We start from the raw sequence: 18,158 nt of genomic DNA, 5'->3' as shown, positions 1-18,158 counted from the left end.
CACCCCGTGCCTATTTCGGCTTGGGTCTCACCTTTGGGCATCAGTTTTGGGCATCAGGTCGCCGATGACGCCAAAACGGGATCCGGCACGACGGAAAAACACGAGAATCAAGGCTTTTTGGGAGAATTGGCTGGGGAACCTGGATTCGAACCAAGATTAACGGAGTCAGAGTCCGTCGTTCTACCGTTGAACTATTCCCCACCAGGGTATCGCTGCCGCGATCGGTGAGCGGGCTTATAGCCAAAACATCCGGCATTGCAAAGACTGAATTTCAAAAAAAATGACAGCTTTCGCAAAAGAGCGTGACGCGAGGTCGGCGGCCGCTCGTTGAGCGCCGTGGCCGGCCGCTCGCAGCCGTGCCCCATGCTCCCGGCGGCCCATTTGAAAAACCGTTTGGTGCTCCGGGCAGGCGCTGGTATGCTTTGCCCAACGAAACGAATGATGACACCAGCGGCATGCGTCGATCTTGGCGCCTTGCGCGGTGCAGTGGAAAACTTCAGTGACAGACCCCAATCGCGGCGGACAGCCGAACAGCGAGGGGGCGTCGACAGGCAAGCGCAAGGGCGGGTCTCCCCGTCGGCGCGGCAAGGGCAAGAAGACGGGGCCGGTTAAAAACGGTCACGAGGCTTCTGCCTCGGCAGGATCGGCGGGCACGCCGGTCGCCGAGCGACGTTCCGAATCAGTCTTTGCGGATGGTCCCATCCGCAAGCGAAAGCGCCGTCGTCGCGGCAAGGGCGGCGGTCCCGGCGCGGCGGCTGCGACCAGTGCCAATCCCAACGGCAAGATCCATGACCAAGACGCGACGGGCAGCACAGAGACTGTGGCGTCCGCGAACCTGCGGGACAGCGGCCGCGGCGGGCAGGGCATGCAGCCTCAGTCGCGTGCGGCGCGGATCGGAGAGCAGGGCGGGTCGGATCCGGCAAGCCCGCGCCCCGGTCGCAAGCGCAAGCGCAATCGAAACCGCCATGCGGTAGCCCAGAAGCCGGGCCATGTTCGCCCGCTGGCCGGTTCCGAGCCGCCCTCGGCCGCCGCGGCAAAGCCGGGTCGAGCCCAGGCGCATGCTGCACCCAACGCGCATCCGGTTGCCCATGTGCAGCAAAAGACCGTGCCCGCTGTTGAGCGGGGCCGCCCGGCCCAGGACGGCGGGCCGGATGACCTCTATGCGGCACTCGATCTTGGCACCAACAATTGCCGCCTGCTGATTGCCCAGCCGACCCGGCCTGGCCAGTTCCGTGTCGTGGATGCCTTTTCCCGCATCGTGCGTCTCGGCGAAGGCCTTGGCTCCACCGGCCGCCTGTCGCAGGACGCCATGGACCGCGCGGTCGATGCCCTGCGCGTCTGCGCCAGCAAGCTGTCCGGCCGTGACATCAGGCGCATGCGGCTGATCGCAACCGAAGCCTGCCGTGCGGCGGAAAACGGTGAGCTCTTCCTGGAGAGGGTCACCGCCGAGACAGGCTTGCAGCTCGAAATCATCAATCGCGAGACCGAGGCGCGGCTTGCCGTCTCAGGCTGCTCTTCGCTCGTCGGCCGGGAAGCGCGCTCCGTGGTGCTCTTCGACATCGGCGGCGGCTCCTCGGAGATTGCGGTCATCCGCATCCAAGACAACCGCTCCAGCCGGCTTGCCAACCACATCACCCACTGGACATCGCTGCCCGTCGGCGTGGTGACGCTCTCCGAACGGCATGGCGGTCGCGACGTCACGCCTGATATCTTCGAAGGCATGACCCGCGAGGTCGAGGGCATGCTGGCCAAGTTCGAATGCCCCGATATCCCGCGCAGCATGGATGATTTCCACCTGATCGGCACCTCGGGAACGGTGACGACGCTCGCCGGCGTGCATCTCGACCTGCCGCGCTACGATCGCCGCAAGGTCGACGGCCTCTGGCTCTCCGATGCCGAGGTGACGGCGATGCAGGCAAAGCTCCTCTCCTGGGATTATGCCGGTCGCGCCGCCAATCCCTGCATTGGCCCTGATCGCGCCGACCTCGTTCTGGCCGGCTGCGCGATCCTCGAAGCGATCCGCCGTCGCTGGCCCTCGAGCCGCATGCGCGTCGCCGACCGCGGCCTTCGCGAAGGCCTGCTCACCGACATGATGGCCGATGACGGCGTTTGGCGCCGCGGCCGCAATCGACGTCCTCCAGTATCCAGGGAGCGCTGACCATGGCGAAACCACCCATCGGCGGTAACCGCACGGGCCGCAAGCTCGGCCAGAAGGTCAAGAAGGGCAAGCTCAAGGCCTCTTCCAGACGCTGGCTCGAGCGGCATATCAATGATCCCTATGTCCAGCGGGCCAAGCTCGAGGGCTACCGCGCCCGCGCCGCCTTCAAGCTGCTGGAGATCGACGAGAAGCATCAGGTCCTGAAGGGCGCCAAGCGCATCATCGACTTAGGTGCGGCCCCCGGAAGCTGGTCGCAGATCGCCGCCAAGGTCACCGATTCCACCGACGACGATATCCGCGTCGCCGCGATCGATTTCCTGGAAATGGCGCAGATTCCGGGCGTGAAGATCCTGCAGCTCGACTTCCTTGATCCGGATGCACCCCGCCAGCTGATCGAGGCCGTCGGTGGCACGCCGAACCTGGTCCTGTCGGACATGGCAGCCCCCACCACTGGCCACCAGAAGACCGACCATATTCGCACCATGCATCTGTGCGAAGTGGCGGCACACTTTGCCGTCGAGGTTCTGGCCGAGGGCGGCCATTTCCTTGCCAAGACCTTCCAGGGCGGCACGGAAAAGGATCTGCTCAACATGTTGAAGCAGAATTTCCGCCAGGTCCTGCATATCAAGCCAGCCTCGTCGCGCCAGGAATTGGTCGAGATGTTCCTGCTCGCCAAGGGCTTCAAGGGCCGCAATGGCCCAGGCGTTGTCGAACTGGACGAGGAAGGTTTCGCCCGCGATCCGCGCGAAGATATGCCCGCCACCGAGGATCTGGATCAGGACTGAGGTCAAGGTGGAAGCGCGGTGTCTTAAGCCTGGGCCAAGCGGAGGGAGCATCTGTCATGTTTACTTACATCACCGTCGGCATCAACGATCTGACCGGCGCCATCCGCTTCTATGATGCTGTCCTGGCGACGCTCGGCATCGAGCGCCGTGAAACGGACGAGAACGAGGCGGGTTATGCCACCGCCGGCGATAGCCGCTGCCGGTTCTGGATCAATCATCCCTTCGATCGCCGCGCGGCAACGGTGGGCAATGGCTCCATGCCGGCCTTCGAGGCGCCTTCGCGCGCGGCAGTCGATGCGTTCCATGCCGCAGCAATCGCCCATGGCGGCACGGACGACGGCGCCCCCGGCATTCGCCACTTTCATCCGAATTTCTATGCCTGTTACGTCCGGGATCCCGACGGCAACAAGCTTTCGGCGCTTTGCGAGCGACCGGAATAGTCACTTGACGTTGATCGTCTCGTCTTCGCTTGCCCGCCGGTAGCCGGAGACGGCCGAGCCGACATCGCGTGGCAGGCCGAAGAACGGCACGACCGCAAACAGCGAAAGACCCGCGACAATCGCAAACGCCAGGTGGAAATCACCGAGCGACAGGCCCTCGCCGGACATCCGCGTGCTGGCCTCGAGGATCGAGGCAGCGGCGGCGACGCCGAGCGCCAGGCTTACCTGCTGCAGCACGGAGGTAAGCGAGGTCGCCTGGGACGCGGCGCGATCCTCGATCTCCGCATAACCAAGAGTGTTCACTCCTGTGAAGAAGAACGAGCGGCAGAAGCCGCCGACCAGCAGGATCGCCATGATCAGAAGAACAGGTGTCGCCGGCGTGAACAGCGCATTGGCAGCCGTCGTCAGCGCGCCAAAGATGCCGGCCATGATCAGCACATTGCGAAAGCCCAGAGCGGCAAAGGCACGTCTTGCGATAAACTTGGTGGAGATCGCCCCGACGGCGGCAATGAAGGTGATCATGCCGGATTCGAAGGCGGTCATGCCGAAGCCGAGCTGCAGCATCAGCGGCAACAGGAAAGGCGTGGCACCGGCGGCGATGCGGAACAGCGTGCCGCCGACGATCGAGGCGCGGAAGCTCCTGTTGGCAAAGAGGGTGAGGTTCAAAATTGGTGCGGGATGTCGCCGGGCATGCAGCACGTAGAGGATCATCGACAAGATGCCGATCAAGGTTGCGACGGCTCCGACCCAGACGGGCAAAGCCGGCAGGCTCATCACCGAAAGGCCGAAGACCAGTCCGGATGCCGCCACCGCACTCAGGAGAAAGCCCTTCCAGTCGATCCGCGCCGTCTCGACCGGCTCGATCTCGGGAAGGTAGACGCTGGACAGCCAGAGGCCGAGGAGACCGATCGGGAGATTGATCAGGAAGATCCAGTGCCAGCTGAAGAATGTCGTGATGAACCCGCCGACCGGCGGCCCGGTGATCGGGCCAAGCAGGCCGGGAATGGTCAGCAGCGCCATTGCGGAGACCAGTTCGCTCTTCTTCGTGGTGCGCAAGAGAACGAGACGTCCGACCGGCGTCATCATTGCCCCGCCCATACCCTGCAGGAAGCGGGCAGAAACGAAGGTAAGAAGCGAATCGGAGATGGCGCAGAACAGCGAACCGAGCATGAAGACGACAATCGCCGCCCGGAACACCCGCTTGGCGCCGTAACGATCCGCCATCCAGCCGCTCGCGGGAATAAAGATCGCAAGCGCCACCATATAGGAGGTGAGTGCGAGCTTCAGCGTGATCGGCCCCACGCCGAGATCGGCCGCGATCGTCGGAAGGGCCGTGGCGATCACGGTCGAGTCCATCTGTTCCATGAACAGGGCTACGGCGAGAATAAGCGGTGTGATGCGGTTCATCGGCATTCCGGAAGATGTCGCGACTGCGGCCGGTCTTAAGCGTCACATAGCGCAGACAAGCCCGGGTTGAAACCGCCGATCGCCAGCGAAACGGACCCCCAAGGAAGCGAGGTTCCCGTCGTCTGGATCAGAAAGCATCACGATGGTGTGAGACCGCTACCCGCCGCCCGCCTTTCCCCTATGTCGTGGTGAGCCTGCGCAGGGCCTGGGCGAATTTTGTTTGAGGAGATTGCGATGATTTCTATGAAAAGACGTATGCTGCTCGGCGGTGCCGGTGTAGCACTGGCGGCTCCCATGATCATGACGCGTGCTGCCGTGGCGCAGCAGTCGGGTGCGGAGACCTCTATGAATATCGACCATGCAATGCCGCCGGAAACGCACCGCTTCAATGTCGGCAAGTTCGAGGTCGTGGTGGTCAAGGATGGCGCGCGCCCCTCGGAAAATCCGCAGGAAACCTTCGGCACCAACCAGTCGCCGGAAACTGTGGGCGCGCTTCTCGAGGCTCACTTCCTGCCCTCCGACAAGTTCGTCAACAGCTTCGCCCCGGTGCTGGTCAATACCGGTTCCGACGTGATCCTGTTCGACACCGGTCTCGGTGAGGGCGGACGTGCAAACGGCCTCGGTCGCCTGGTTGAAGGCCTGACGGCCGCCGGCTACAAGCGCGAAGATGTGACGACGGTAGTGCTCACTCATATGCATGGCGACCATATCGGCGGTTTGATGGAAGGTGGCCAGCCGACCTTCCCAAATGCGCGTTATGTGACGGGCCAGGCCGAATATGACTTCTGGGCCGATCCGGCCCGCGTCGGAACACCGGCCGAGAACGGCCACAAGGGTGTGCTCGCCAATGTCCAGCCGATGGCCGAAAAGATGACCTTCATCGGCGACGGTGGCGAGGTGGTCTCCGGGATTACCGGCATGGCGGCATTCGGCCATTCGCCGGGCCACATGATCTACCGCCTGGAGTCGGAAGGTCGCCAGCTGGTTCTAACGGCCGACACCGCGAACCACTTCGTCCTCTCGCTGCAGCGTCCGGATTGGGAAGTCCGCTTCGACATGGACAAGGCCGCAGCCGCCGCCACCCGCGCCAAGGTCTTCGACATGCTGGCGACCGACAAGCTCGCTTTCCTCGGCTACCACATGCCGTTCCCGGCCGTCGGTTTCGTCGAGAAGGTTGACCAGGGTTATCGCTACGTGCCGAAGGCCTACCAGTTCGATATCTGAGCCTGATCAGGGGCCGCGCCGAGGTGCGGCCCCTTTATTCTGAGGATCACTGACCGGCGAAGATTTCGTCGGTTGCCTGCTCGATGAACTGATGGATGCGGCTGTCGAGGTCGGCATCGCTCACAACGACACCTGCCGAGGAAAAGTCCTGGCGCAACTGCTCAAGCAGCCGATGCGGCTCCACGACCTGCTTGACGGCAACGGTGCGCGCATAGGCTTCGACATCGTCGAGCCCCATCGTATAGGCAGCCCATCGGCCGACCATCTTGCTGCCGCGCACGCGGGCCTTGAACTGGATTTCCGCCTGGCGGGCGAACTGGTTTTCGAGTGCCTGAGCACGCTTCTTCAATGCAGTCATTGTCGATCCCCTGGTCTTCTTGTTCTTGGTTGTGCCCCCAGCCCCGAGAGCAGACCCGTTATATAAGCAAGGGCTTCAAGGACCGTGTAGCGGGTCGATACAATTCTAACGATCGCGGATTTTTCTGTATCGGCGAAGCCTCGATCCGCGACCTGGGAACTTTGCCAGCTTTTGCTATTCCTTTCCTGTCATGAACGTGTTACCAGCCCTCGCCAACTTCCAAGCATTTCATGCAGAAGCGACCGAACGGGATTTCTCGTTTTCCGGCCGGATTCTGCCTATTCAAACGAAGGAATTGGCAATGGCACGCATCGTAATGTCGGCAACTGGCGCAGAAGCGCTCACCTTTGACGACGTCCTCCTGCAGCCGGGGCACTCCGAAGTGATGCCGGGGCAGACCAACATCGCGACGCGGATTGCCCGGGATATCGACCTCTCCCTTCCGATCCTCTCCTCTGCCATGGATACCGTCACCGAAAGCCGGCTGGCGATCGCCATGGCCCAGGCCGGCGGCATCGGCGTCATCCACCGCAACCTGACACCCACCGAGCAGGCTGAAGAAGTCCGCCAGGTCAAGAAGTTCGAAAGCGGCATGGTCGTCAATCCGGTGACCATCGGCCCAGAGGCAACTTTGGCGGAAGCCAAGGCGCTGATGGGCGCACACGGCATTTCCGGTATTCCGGTTGTCGAGGGTGCAAGCCGCCCCGGTCGCCTCGTCGGCATCCTGACCAACCGCGACGTGCGCTTTGCATCTGACCCGAGCCAGAAGATTTACGAGCTGATGACCCGCGAGAACCTCGTGACGGTCAAGGACGGTGTCGATCAGCAGGAAGCCAAGCGCCTTCTGCATTCGCACCGCATCGAGAAGCTGCTGGTGATCGACAATGAAGGCCGCTGCGTTGGCCTGATCACCGTCAAGGACATCGAGAAGTCCCAGCTCAACCCGCATGCCGCCAAGGATGCGCAAGGGCGCCTGCGTGTCGCCGCTGCCATCTCCACCGGTGATGATGGCGTTGAGCGCGCCGAGCGCCTGATCGATGCCGGCTGCGACGTGATCGTCGTTGATACCGCCCACGGCCATAGCCAGAAGGTCCTGGATGCCGTTGCCCATGTGAAGAAGATGTCGAACGCCATCCGCATCATCGCCGGCAACGTCGCCACGAGCGAGGGCACCCGTGCGCTGATCGATGCCGGCGCAGATTGCATCAAGGTCGGCATCGGCCCGGGCTCGATCTGCACTACCCGTGTCGTCGCCGGCGTCGGCGTGCCGCAGCTCGCAGCTGTCATGGCCGCCGTCGAAGAAGGCAACAAGCACGACATCCCGGTCATCGCCGACGGTGGCATCAAGTTCTCGGGCGATGTCGCCAAGGCGATTGCCGCCGGCGCCTCGGCCGTCATGGTCGGCTCGCTGCTCGCCGGCACGGACGAGAGCCCCGGCGAGGTCTATCTCTACCAGGGCCGTTCGTTCAAAGCCTATCGCGGAATGGGCTCCGTCGGTGCCATGGCCCGTGGTTCGGCTGACCGCTACTTCCAGGCGGAAGTGCGCGACACGCTGAAGCTCGTGCCGGAAGGCATCGAAGGCCAGGTGCCCTACAAGGGCCCGGTCTCGGCCGTGCTGCACCAGCTCGCCGGTGGCCTGAAGGCCGCCATGGGTTATGTCGGCGGCAAGGACATCAAGGACTTCCAGGAAAAGGCGACCTTTGTGCGCATCTCCGGTGCCGGCCTTCGTGAAAGCCATCCGCATGGCGTGACCATCACCCGCGAAAGCCCGAACTACCCGGGCGCCGCGTGATCCTGGAACGAACACCCGGACCGCGCCGGGCGCCGCTGCTCTGGACAAGCGGCGTCCTCTCGGCCGGGCTGCTTGCCTGGATGCATATCGGCTTCGCACGACCGTTCGCTGGATTGACCGGCGGACGGGCCATGCCCGACCTGGATATCGAGAGCACGGGGCAGGGGCTGCTTGCGCTGAAGTCGCTTCTGGAGACGAGGCCGGAAGCGGCCGAACTCTTGCGCGCCATGCATCTCGGTCCCGACCTCCTGCTACCGGCGGTGCTTGGCCTGTTTCTCTTCCTGCTGATGCGACAGGCCGCGCCGGGTGCGAGCCTCTACGGACGCGCGGCCGAGCGTCTGCTGCCGGCACTGACGGCTCTGCCCGTGGCCTATGTGGCAGTCGACTATGCCGAAAACATCCTGAGCCTGATGCTCTTTCCCCCCGCGATGCCCGCGCCGGGCACCGCAGACCTTTTTGCGGAAGCCATCTCCTGGCTCACGCGTCTGAAGTTTGCCGCTCTCGTCATTTCGGGCATCCTCATTCTGCGGCTGACATTTGGCCCGAAGCCCGCAATCGAGCCCTGATTCCTCCGCCGCATCAATTTAAGGACGTGATTTTCCATGACCGGTTTTGAGATGTTCTGGCCGCTGATGGCCCATGCCTTTCTCGTTTTCTGCCTCTATGCCCTGCTGGTCATGCGCCGCGCCTCCGTCGTCCGCGCGGGCAAGGTCGAGCGGATCGCCTTTCGCGAGAACTTGGCTGAACCAGAGGAAAGCAGGGTGGTGAACAGGGCAATCGCCAACCAGTTCGAGCTGCCGGTGCTGTTCTATGCACTCTCGGTGCTGCTCTTCATCACCGAGGCCGACAATATCGTTGCCGTTGTTCTCGCCTGGATCTTCGTCGCAGCACGTTACGTTCAGGCCGCAATGCAGCTGATCGGCAATCTGCCGCTGCGCCGCCTGTTCTTCATGGTCGGGTTCGCGACGCTGTTCTTGATGTGGCTCTGGCTTGTCGTCTGGATGGCCACCAGCTGACGACTTCACCCTTCACGGCAACGTGTCTGGGCGCTCCGTGCCTCGGCCCTATCTTTGCGTGGCATCCCATCCATCCCCCGAGGAGAGTGTCATGTCGAAGCCCGAAATCACGCAAGGTATGATCGATGCCTATGACGAATACACCCACCTGACCCTCGATCGCCGAGGCTTCATGCAGAAGCTGACGGCGCTCGCCGGCTCCGGCGCCGCCGCCGCGGCCATCATGCCCATGCTTGCCGCCAATCAGGCAAATGCCGCCATGGTCGAGGAGACCGACGCGCGGCTCGACGTGTCGGACGTGACCTATCCCGGCGCATCCGGCGAGATGAAGGGATATCTGGCGATCCCGAAGGATGCCGCCGACCGGCTGCCCGCCGTGATCGTCATCCACGAAAACCGTGGCCTCAACCCGCATATCCGCGATGTCGCCCGCCGCATGGCACTCGAAGGTTTCGTCGCACTCGCCCCCGATTTCCTGTCGCCCAATGGCGGCACGCCCGCCAATGAGGACGAGGCGCGCAACATGTTCCAGTCGCTGGACATGGCCGGTGCCACGGCCAATGGCGAGGCGACACGCGCCTTCCTCGCAGGCCATGAGAAGACCAATGGCAAGGTCGGTGCGATCGGTTTCTGCTGGGGCGGCGGCATGGTCAACCGCATGGCGGTCGCCTCTCCGGAGCTTGGCGCCGGCGTCGCCTATTACGGCTCGCAGGCCCCAGCCGATCAGGTGCCGTCAATCACGGCCCCGCTGATGCTGCACTATGCGAGCCTCGACGAGCGCATCAATGCCGGCATCGACGCCTACAAGGCAGCCCTCGACGCCAACGGCAAGACCTACGAGCTGCACATGTATGAGGGCGTCAACCACGCCTTCAACAACGACACCTCGTCTGCCCGCTACGACAAGGCCGCCGCAGACCTTGCCTGGTCGCGCACTATCGAGTTCCTCAAGAAGAACCTTGCCTGATCGGATGGGGGGAGCGTCGCGCTCCCCCCATCCATGACATTTCGATGAAATCTCCCTGCCTTTGACACCGATCAAACCGCTTCACCTCTCCTGCGCCTAGCTTGCCCTCAATTCGCCGGCACACGCGTCGCGCGCAATCAAGCGAGGGAGATTGACATGGCATCGATGATGAAGGCTGCGGTGGTCCGCGAAGTCGGCAAGCCGTTGGTGATCGAGGAAAGGGCGATCCCGGATCCTGGCCCCGGCCAGATCCTGGTGAAATACGAGGCGACGGGCGTATGCCACACCGACTTGCATGCCGCCAATGGCGACTGGCCGGTCAAGCCCAACCCGCCCTTCATTCCCGGCCATGAAGGTGTCGGCTATGTTGCGAAGCTCGGCTCCGGCGTCTCGCGCATCAAGGAAGGCGACCGGATCGGCGTGCCGTGGCTTCACACCGCCTGCGGCTGCTGCTCGCCGTGCCGCACCGGCTGGGAAACGCTCTGCGGCAGTCAGCAGAATACCGGTTATTCGGTGAACGGTACCTTTGCCCAGTATGGCCTCGCAGATCCCGACTATGTCGGCCGTCTGCCGGACAATCTGGAGTTCGGCGCCGCCGCTCCCATTCTCTGCGCCGGTGTCACCGTCTACAAGGGCCTGAAGGAAACCGAGGTGAAGCCCGGTGAATGGGTCGTCATCTCGGGCATCGGCGGTCTTGGCCACATGGCCGTGCAATATGCCAAGGCCATGGGCATGCATGTGGTCGCCGCCGACATTTTCGAGGACAAGCTGAAGCTTGCCAAGGATCTCGGCGCCGATGTCGTCGTGAACGGCACGGCGGCAGATGCGATCGAACAAGTGCAGAAGGCGACCGGCGGGGTGCATGGCGCGCTCGTCACCGCGGTTTCGCCCAAGGCCATGGAGCAGGCCTATGGCTTCCTGCGCTCCAAGGGCACCATGGCGCTGGTCGGTCTGCCGCCCGGCTTCATCTCGCTGCCGGTCTTCGAGACGGTGCTGAAGCGCATCACGGTGCGTGGCTCGATCGTCGGCACGCGTCAGGATCTCGAGGAGAGCCTGCAGTTTGCTGGCGAAGGCAAGGTCGCCTCCCATTTCAGCTGGGACAAGCTGGAGAACATCAACGCGATTTTCGACCGCATGAAAGAAGGCAAGATCGACGGTCGTATCGTCCTCGATCTCGCAGCCTGATTCAAAACGACAAGTCGAGGGGCGGCATCGCGTATGCCGCCCCTCGTACGTTTTCGTCCGACGCGCGGGTCAGTTGCCCGACTGGATGACGGCGACGCGCGGAAGAGCACTGGTGCAGGCCGTGTCTTCGCAGATCCCCGAGAGCCAGACCTCGCCATTGCCGATCATGACACCTTCGGAATTGACGAAGAGATCGCCATAGTTCTGGTTCGATACGGCCTCGACGATCGTTTCGGTAAACACGCTGTCATAGCCGTCCAGCAATTCCTGTTCCGAACTATAGGTCGCCTCTTCGCCGTCGATGGTCACGGTGATCGGATAGCTCACCAGGCTGACCACTATGTCGGACTTGCCTTCCTCGAGCGCCACCTTGAAGGCATAAAACAGCTCCTTGTAGTCTGCGACATCCCCGAGAAGGGTTTCGATCTGTTGATCGACCGAGGCTTCGTCGGCTCGCGCGACCTGGGTCGTAAGGACAGCTGCGGCGAGCGCGGCGGAAAAGAAAATGGCAGTCGATCTGATCATGTGATGTTGGTCCCCAAACAAGCTTCACCCACCTGATAATCCAGATCTGCGACGGTGCATCGCATCACTTTTGGAGGGATCTGCAATAGAGCGCGGCAATTGTGAACGCAGAGTGAAGGAGGCGGGTCTGGTTGCCGGCCTGACAGGTCGCTATATATTGCACTGCAGCAAGATAGGGATTGTCACATGACGCAAGCAGAGACCAACGCCGCAACGGACAGGATCTTCGTCTTTCAGGGCGGTGGCGCGCTCGGCGCCTATCAGGCGGGCGCCTACGAGGCCTTGCATGAAAACGAGGTGGAGCCTGACTGGCTGGCTGGCATTTCGATCGGCGCCATCAATGCCGCTATCATCGCCGGCAGCCCGCGCGAAACGCGCATCGCCAATCTCCGGGACTTCTGGCACACCGTTTCGTCCAACCTCGATTTCGGCTGGACGGCTCAGGACAATACGCTGCGCCGGATGCAGAACGACGCCGCGGCCACGGCCGCCATGGCCTTTGGCATTCCGGGTTTCTTCTCGCCGCGTTTGCCGACCTTCCAGCAGTTGTTCGCCAATCCGGATCACCGCGTCAGCTTCTACGACACCGAGCCACTGATGAAGACGCTCGACCGTCTGATCGATTTCGACCTCCTCAACGACTGCCAGACGCGGCTGAGCCTCGGTGCCGTGGAAATCCGCTCCGGCAATTTCGCCTATTTCGACAATCGCAAGGGCCGTCTCGACGCACGCCATATTGCAGCCTCCGGCGCCCTGCCGCCGGGATTTCCGCCAATCGAAATCGATGGCCGTTACTATTGGGATGGCGGTCTCGTCTCCAACACCCCGTTGCAGCATGTCCTGAACGTCAACGATGCTTCGCGCGATCTCGAAATCTTCCAGGTGGATCTCTTCAATGCGCGGGGCGACATGCCGCGCGACCAGTTCGAGGTGGAAAGCCGGATCAAGGAGATCCGCTACTCCAGCCGCACACGCATGAACACCGACGATTTTGCCAGGCGTCAGATCGTCCGCCGCGCTGCCAAGCGTCTCCTCGAAAAGCTGCCGCCGGAATTCCGTGACGACGAGGACGCGCAGATCCTCCGCTCTATCGGTCACGAGTATGACGTTACCATCGTTCACCTGATCCACCGCCGCGCCTCGCATGCGACCCATGCCATGGATGCGGAATTCTCCCGCCGCTCGATAGAGGAGCACTGGAAGGCAGGTTACGACGACGCCTCCTACACGCTGAAGCATCCGAAGTGGCGCAATCGGGGCCGTCCCAAAGACGGCATCCAGATCTTCGACCTCGCGCGCGAGCGTCACCTGCAATTGGAAGCCTGAGGATCGTGACCTTTTTTGTGGGGGAAGCAACCAAAGATGGGTGCTCCCTCTGCCATTAACACTTTTGCCAGACCGCTCACTTATGTCGATGACACAAGTCTGACAGCCATGATGGTTGCAGCGGATGGGGAAGAATGATGAACGACCACGCCGTGGAGGGGCGGCTGCAACTTCGCAAGAAGCCGCAGCAGGAACGAAGCATCCAGCGATTGGAGGCAATTCTCGAGGCCGCCGTCGAGCTTTTTCTCGAAAAGGGCGTCGCCGAGACAACCATGAGCGAAATTGCCTTGCGGGCGGGCATTTCGATCGGCTCGCTCTACCAGTTCTTTCCCCAGAAGGCAGCCGTCATCAAGGCGCTGCATGAGCGTTTCTCGGCCCAGTTGGAAGGTTTCATCCGCCAGATCTTTTCAGAGGTGAAGACGCTGGACGAGGCAGCGGAGCGCGCTTCCGAAAGTCTGATCGAGCTTCATGCCATGTTCCGCGAGCAACGCATTTACATGTCGTTGTGGCAGGCGATCGTCGTCAACAAGGACCTTTCGCAGTTGTCGAACGAATTCCACGAGCAGATCATCGCAAGCTTCTACCGCGATCTGGCCCATCTCGTCCCGCAAAGCGAATTCGAGCGTTTTCGCGTCAACATCAAGCTGATGATCCTCGCAACCGGCGAGGTCATCCGCTTCACCACCCAGCAGCCGGACGAGGTTGCACGGGTTCACCTCGACCAGTGGCGCCGCGTTATTCGCAGCAGCATCTTCGCCTTCTGATCCGCCTCACCAACCGGGGATCATGTTGCCGGCGCGTAGCCTTGGATAGTAGCGCGAATAGGTCTTCGGCTCGCCGTCCATGTCATCTTCGACCTGTGCGGGGGTGATGTTGTCCAGGCAGGCAGTGATGTGGTCTGTGATCGCATTGACGAGCGAGGTCGAAAGCCCTGGCCGCTTCATCAGGCCGATCTGCACCGGCGGCAGCGGCGGGAAGCCGTCATTGGCCGTCAGGACCTTCATGCCCGTTCTAAGGGCCAATTCCGGCAGGATCGACACCGCCATGCCGGCGAGCACCGCTGCCGCGACGACCGTCGAAGACCAGCTGGTGAACAGGATCTGATACTCACGACCATCCGCATCCAGCGCCGAGCAGGCGAGCTGCCGCCACTGGCAGTCGCGTCGTCCGACCGCGAGTGGCACGGGCGCATCATCCTTCAGCGGATGATTGGCCGATCCCACCCAGCAGAGCGGTTCGGTCCGCACGACATCGGACTGTCTGAGCAGCGGATTGTGCGTGACGAGCGCGATATCGAGTTCGCCCTTGCCCATCTTGTCAGCGAGATCCATGGAGGGCTCGCAGACGATGTAGAGCTCTACATTCGGATGGGTCTTGGCGAAGCGACCGATGATCTCGGGCATGTAGCGGTCGGCATAGTCGTCCGGCGTGCCGATCCGCAGCGTTCCCTCGAGCCTGTTGTCGTCGAAGGCCGCGATCGCCTCGGAATTCAGCCGGATGATGCGCCGCGCGTAATTCAGCAGCTTGTCGCCATCGGCTGTGAGCCGGTTGCCCCGGCCGTCCTTGATGAACAGCTGCTTTCCGACCCGTTCTTCCAGGCGGCGCATCTGCATGGAAACGGCGGACTGTGTCTTGAAGACACGCCCAGCAGCCTTGGTGAAGCTGCCGGTGTCGACGATGGCAATAAAGGTCTGCAACTGATCGATATCGAGGGGAGCCGACATGAGAGTGATCCATCAGAAGGGTTGATGGCTACCATTAGAAACATTCGTTGGACTGATCAATATCCTTTCGGCATCTTCATGATCGTAATCCTCACCGACCGGTCTCCGGCCAAGCATCCACTTCCAACCCTCGTCGCCTGTCCGCTTTCTCGCGGACGGGAGAAATTTCTCGTGCCCGCTGAAAGGAAATAGCCATGCGCACGAACGATCGGATCCTCGACTTTGACCTCGACCTCGCCGTTGACCGGCCGGCCCGGACGCTTGCCGCGCGTCTGGTCCGCCTGCAGGCCTGGATCGGATCCCTTCGCGTGGGCGTGCGCAACCGACTTGCCGCGAACAGCCTGGTCGATCTCGACGAGCGCCTTCTGAACGACCTCGGCCTCAGCCGGGGTGATGTCCAGGATGTGCTGCGTCGACACGGCTATGCTGACGATCCTTCGCAGCAGCTGACCCGCCTGGCGCGCCGCCGCGCCGAGCGATCCCTTCGCGGTCACAAGACCGATTGAGACACTCTGATCCAACCCCGCAGGGTGATAGCCAATAGCCCTGCCTCTTGCCCGGTCCGATTATTCTGGACCGGGCTTTTTTGTAAACGCTAAAATAACTATGAAGGGTGTGAAATACGAGGGGAAAAGCGACCGGAAGTAACCTGTTGCTAACGAGCGTATGTCAGCGATGAAAATGCCTGACGTGCTACCTTTTTCGGAGACCCCTCATGCGTATATCGACCAAGCTGCCCCTGGCCGCCACGCTGTTTGCCCTCGTGATCCTGAGTGCCTCCGTGGCCATCGGTCTGGTTCAGCAAAGCCGCATCCTCGATGAGCAGGTCTACCAGAAGCTGGAGGCGACAGCCGACGGTCGCCGCAACGAGGCACGCCGCTTCCTCGAAGCCATCAGGCTCGATGCCCGTGGTACCGCCGCCGACATGATGACCCAGCAGGCGCTGTTCGGCATCACCGGTGCCTGGACCAAGCTGGGTGACGATCCGGCCGGCGAACTGCAGAGGCGCTACATCGACGAAAACCCGAACCCAGTCGGTGAGAAGTACAATCTCGACAGCGCGAAGAAGGACAGCTACGACCGCGCCCACCGCCAGGGGCACGCGACCTTCCTCAAGCATCTTAAGGCGCAGGGTTATTACGACATCTTCCTCATCGATGCGGACGGCAACATCGTCTACACCGTCATGAAGGAGCGCGACTTCGGTACCAACCTTCTTAATGGTCCCTACAAGGATACAGGCCTCGCACAGGTCTTCAAGAAGGCGATCGCGAGCGACGATCCCGAGAGTTTTGCCAATTCGGAATTCGAGGCCTACGAGCCTTCTGCTGGCGCGCCGGCGGCCTTCGTCGCTGTTCCCATCATCATGAACGAGCGCAAGCTCGGTGTGCTTGCCTACCAGCTGCCGAACGATCAGCTGAACACCATCTTTGCCAATACCCGAGGCCTCGGTCAGACTGGGGAAACGGTGCTGGTCGACAAGTCCGGCATGCTGGTTTCGGACAGCCCTCGGACGGCAGACGTCGAGAGTTTGAAGGTGAGCCTGTCATCGTCGATGGTGGCCAGTGCCATCAGTGGCCAGGATGCGAGCGGCGACATCACCGGCTATCGCGACATGACGAGCTATGCCGCCGTCGTGCCGCTCGATTTCGGCGATGTCCGCTGGTCCGTCGTGGCGCTCATCGGCGAGGACGAAGTCGCCGCGCAGCTGGTCACCGCGGGCCTGAAATCAGTCGGCATCGGTGCGGTGCTCGTGCTGGTCGGCTCGCTCGTCGGCTTCATCTTCTCCCGCAGCCTCACCCGTCCGATTTCCGAGCTCGTCACCTCGATGGGGCAGCTTGCCGACGGCAATACCGGTATCGACCTCAAGGGCATCGACCGCTCCGACGAGATCGGCGACATGGTGCGGTCAGTCGCCGTTTTCCGTCAGGCCGAGATCGACAAGCGCCAACTCGAGGCGGAAAACGAAAGCCGGCGCACGGCCACCGAAAGCGAGCGTCACCAGCGCGAGGCAGAACGTGCCGCCGCCCAGGCAGAGCTGACCGAAGCGATCGACGTGCTCGGAGCAGGGCTGCAGCGTCTGGCCAACGGTGATCTGACCGGAACGATCCGCAAGCCGCTCGCCGGCAATCTTGACCGCTTGCGTCTCGACTTCAATGCCTCGCTCGAACGCTTGTCGGGCACCGTTGCCGCCGTGCACGGCAACGTCATCGAGATCAACCGCAAGAGCAGCACCGTCAGCTCGTCCACAGCCGACCTCAGCCAGCGCACCGAACAGCAGGCTGCCGCTCTGGTCGAGACCTCGACCGCAATCCGGCAGATCATGGATGCGATCCGCCATTCGTCGGAACGCGCTGAGAATGCCTCGCGTCTCGCCCGCGAAGCGCGTGCCAATTCCGACCGCTCGGGCGAAATCGTCGGCGGCGCCGTCGATGCCATGCAGCGCATCGAGAATGCCTCAAGCGAGATCTCCAAGATCATCAACGTCATCGACGAGATCGCTTTCCAGACCAATCTGCTGGCCCTGAACGCAGGTGTCGAGGCAGCCCGTGCCGGCGAAGCCGGCAAGGGCTTTGCCGTCGTTGCCCAGGAGGTCCGCGAACTCGCGCAGCGTTCGGCGACCGCAGCCAAGGACATCAAGGCGCTGATCACCAAGTCGGGTGAGGAAGTGGCAACCGGGGTCGGAATGGTTCGCGAGACCGGCACTGTGCTTTCCTCGATCGCAGGCCAGGTGGTGCAGATCGGCGATCACATCCACTCGATCGCCTCGGCTGCCAAGCAGCAGTCGGCAAGCCTCAACGAGATCAATGATGCGGTTGCCCGCATGGAGAACGTCACCCAGCAGAACGCACGGGCGGCTGAGCAGACCAATGCCGACATGGCGGGGCTGACCCGTGATGCCGAGATGCTCTCCGGTCTCGTGGGGCAGTTCACCCTCGAAGCAAATGCCACGACCATTCAGAACCGCTTCGCCGACCAGCGCGACACGAGCTTCGGCCGCCCTGTTCCGCCGTCAGCGCCGCAGCCGGCGCCTGTTGCCGGAAGCGCGGCGAAACCCGCAACGCGATCTTTCCTCAAGCCGAAGGTGGCACCGGCAGAAGCCGGAAGCCGTGCCGTTGCCTCTCCGGCGCGCTCGCTGATGGACAAGATCTCGATCGGCCTTGGCGCCAAGCTGAACCAGGCGAAGGACGGCAAGCCGGACGGCGAATGGGAAGAATTCTGAGCCGCTACAACAGCTAAAATGCACAACG

The 18,158-nt window shown here is 62.4% G+C and carries 17 protein-coding genes and 1 tRNA gene; 13 read left to right on the top strand and 5 right to left on the bottom strand.

Features of this window, described 5'->3' with window-relative positions; translation table 11 throughout:
• Positions 1 to 127: 127 nt before the first annotated feature.
• Positions 128 to 201: transfer RNA gene (locus tag SJY08_RS13905), tRNA-Gln, on the bottom strand.
• A gap of 298 nt (positions 202 to 499) precedes the next feature.
• Between SJY08_RS13905 and SJY08_RS13900 the strand changes: the two genes are divergently transcribed.
• Genes SJY08_RS13900 through SJY08_RS13890 form a run of 3 tightly spaced genes read left to right on the top strand, consistent with a single transcriptional unit; the run spans position 500 to position 3,383 of the window.
• Positions 500 to 2,158 (top strand): Ppx/GppA phosphatase family protein, encoded by a 1,659-nt coding sequence (locus SJY08_RS13900; protein WP_377276331.1) that lies wholly within the window; start codon positions 500 to 502, stop codon positions 2,156 to 2,158.
• A gap of 2 nt (positions 2,159 to 2,160) precedes the next feature.
• Positions 2,161 to 2,943: an RlmE family RNA methyltransferase gene (locus SJY08_RS13895; RefSeq protein WP_377276329.1), complete on the top strand. Its 783-nt coding sequence runs from the start codon at positions 2,161 to 2,163 to the stop codon at positions 2,941 to 2,943.
• Between the two features lie 56 nt (positions 2,944 to 2,999).
• Positions 3,000 to 3,383, top strand: coding sequence for a VOC family protein (locus tag SJY08_RS13890; protein WP_377276327.1), 384 nt, complete (start codon positions 3,000 to 3,002; stop codon positions 3,381 to 3,383).
• On the opposite strand, the gene SJY08_RS13885 is transcribed toward SJY08_RS13890, so the two are convergent.
• Positions 3,384 to 4,790 (bottom strand): DHA2 family efflux MFS transporter permease subunit, encoded by a 1,407-nt coding sequence (locus tag SJY08_RS13885; RefSeq protein WP_377276325.1) that lies wholly within the window; start codon positions 4,788 to 4,790, stop codon positions 3,384 to 3,386. It abuts the gene before it with no gap.
• A gap of 234 nt (positions 4,791 to 5,024) precedes the next feature.
• Between SJY08_RS13885 and SJY08_RS13880 the strand changes: the two genes are divergently transcribed.
• The gene (locus tag SJY08_RS13880) at positions 5,025 to 6,014 is read left to right on the top strand and encodes an MBL fold metallo-hydrolase (RefSeq protein ID WP_377276323.1); all 990 of its coding nucleotides are present in this window, start codon (positions 5,025 to 5,027) and stop codon (positions 6,012 to 6,014) included.
• A 46-nt stretch (positions 6,015 to 6,060) separates the two neighbouring features.
• Here the strand turns inward: SJY08_RS13880 and SJY08_RS13875 are convergent, their stop codons facing one another.
• A complete protein-coding gene (locus SJY08_RS13875; RefSeq protein ID WP_069042093.1) occupies positions 6,061 to 6,372 on the bottom strand; it encodes an ATPase inhibitor subunit zeta in 312 nt (103 codons plus the stop codon).
• A 301-nt stretch (positions 6,373 to 6,673) separates the two neighbouring features.
• Between SJY08_RS13875 and guaB the strand changes: the two genes are divergently transcribed.
• The 5 genes from guaB (at position 6,674) to adhP (ending at position 11,332) form a co-directional block, all read left to right on the top strand.
• On the top strand, positions 6,674 to 8,164 hold the full coding sequence (gene guaB / locus SJY08_RS13870; RefSeq protein WP_054148758.1) for an IMP dehydrogenase: 1,491 nt from the start codon (positions 6,674 to 6,676) through the stop codon (positions 8,162 to 8,164).
• Entirely contained in the window at positions 8,161 to 8,730 is a 570-nt protein-coding gene (locus SJY08_RS13865; protein ID WP_377276320.1) for a hypothetical protein, read from the top strand. Before guaB ends, SJY08_RS13865 begins: the two co-directional genes overlap by 4 nt.
• A 36-nt stretch (positions 8,731 to 8,766) precedes the next feature.
• Entirely contained in the window at positions 8,767 to 9,180 is a 414-nt protein-coding gene (locus SJY08_RS13860; protein ID WP_377276318.1) for an MAPEG family protein, read from the top strand.
• A 91-nt stretch (positions 9,181 to 9,271) separates the two neighbouring features.
• Positions 9,272 to 10,147: a dienelactone hydrolase family protein gene (locus tag SJY08_RS13855; protein ID WP_377276316.1), complete on the top strand. Its 876-nt coding sequence runs from the start codon at positions 9,272 to 9,274 to the stop codon at positions 10,145 to 10,147.
• Positions 10,148 to 10,303: 156 nt separating this feature from the next.
• Positions 10,304 to 11,332, top strand: a complete 1,029-nt coding sequence (gene adhP / locus SJY08_RS13850; RefSeq protein WP_377276314.1) for an alcohol dehydrogenase AdhP — start codon at positions 10,304 to 10,306, stop codon at positions 11,330 to 11,332.
• Between the two features lie 69 nt (positions 11,333 to 11,401).
• Here the strand turns inward: adhP and SJY08_RS13845 are convergent, their stop codons facing one another.
• Entirely contained in the window at positions 11,402 to 11,857 is a 456-nt protein-coding gene (locus SJY08_RS13845; protein WP_069042091.1) for a hypothetical protein, read from the bottom strand.
• 186 nt (positions 11,858 to 12,043) lie between these two features.
• Between SJY08_RS13845 and SJY08_RS13840 the strand changes: the two genes are divergently transcribed.
• Both SJY08_RS13840 and SJY08_RS13835 read left to right on the top strand, forming a co-directional pair.
• Complete coding sequence (locus SJY08_RS13840; RefSeq protein ID WP_377276312.1) at positions 12,044 to 13,183, top strand: patatin-like phospholipase family protein; 1,140 nt, start codon at positions 12,044 to 12,046, stop codon at positions 13,181 to 13,183.
• Positions 13,184 to 13,317: 134 nt separating this feature from the next.
• The gene (locus SJY08_RS13835; RefSeq protein ID WP_377276310.1) at positions 13,318 to 13,947 is read left to right on the top strand and encodes a TetR/AcrR family transcriptional regulator; all 630 of its coding nucleotides are present in this window, start codon (positions 13,318 to 13,320) and stop codon (positions 13,945 to 13,947) included.
• A 6-nt stretch (positions 13,948 to 13,953) separates the two neighbouring features.
• On the opposite strand, the gene SJY08_RS13830 is transcribed toward SJY08_RS13835, so the two are convergent.
• Complete coding sequence (locus SJY08_RS13830; protein WP_377276308.1) at positions 13,954 to 14,907, bottom strand: LysR substrate-binding domain-containing protein; 954 nt, start codon at positions 14,905 to 14,907, stop codon at positions 13,954 to 13,956.
• A gap of 194 nt (positions 14,908 to 15,101) precedes the next feature.
• Here SJY08_RS13830 and SJY08_RS13825 point away from each other — a divergent pair, with 194 nt between their 5' ends.
• Positions 15,102 to 15,413 carry a DUF1127 domain-containing protein gene (locus SJY08_RS13825; protein ID WP_377276306.1) on the top strand — a complete coding sequence of 104 codons (312 nt, stop codon included), beginning with the start codon at positions 15,102 to 15,104 and terminating at the stop codon, positions 15,411 to 15,413.
• Between the two features lie 209 nt (positions 15,414 to 15,622).
• Positions 15,623 to 18,130, top strand: coding sequence for a methyl-accepting chemotaxis protein (locus tag SJY08_RS13820; RefSeq protein ID WP_054148768.1), 2,508 nt, complete (start codon positions 15,623 to 15,625; stop codon positions 18,128 to 18,130).
• The last annotated feature ends 28 nt before the right edge of the window (positions 18,131 to 18,158 follow it).

Origin of the sequence: Rhizobium sp. R86522, from assembly GCF_042466255.1 — a bacterium.
Taxonomy (GTDB): Bacteria; Pseudomonadota; Alphaproteobacteria; order Rhizobiales; family Rhizobiaceae; genus Allorhizobium.
The sequence above is the reverse complement of the archived record's forward strand: the minus strand, read 5'-3'. Positions and strand labels throughout refer to the sequence as shown.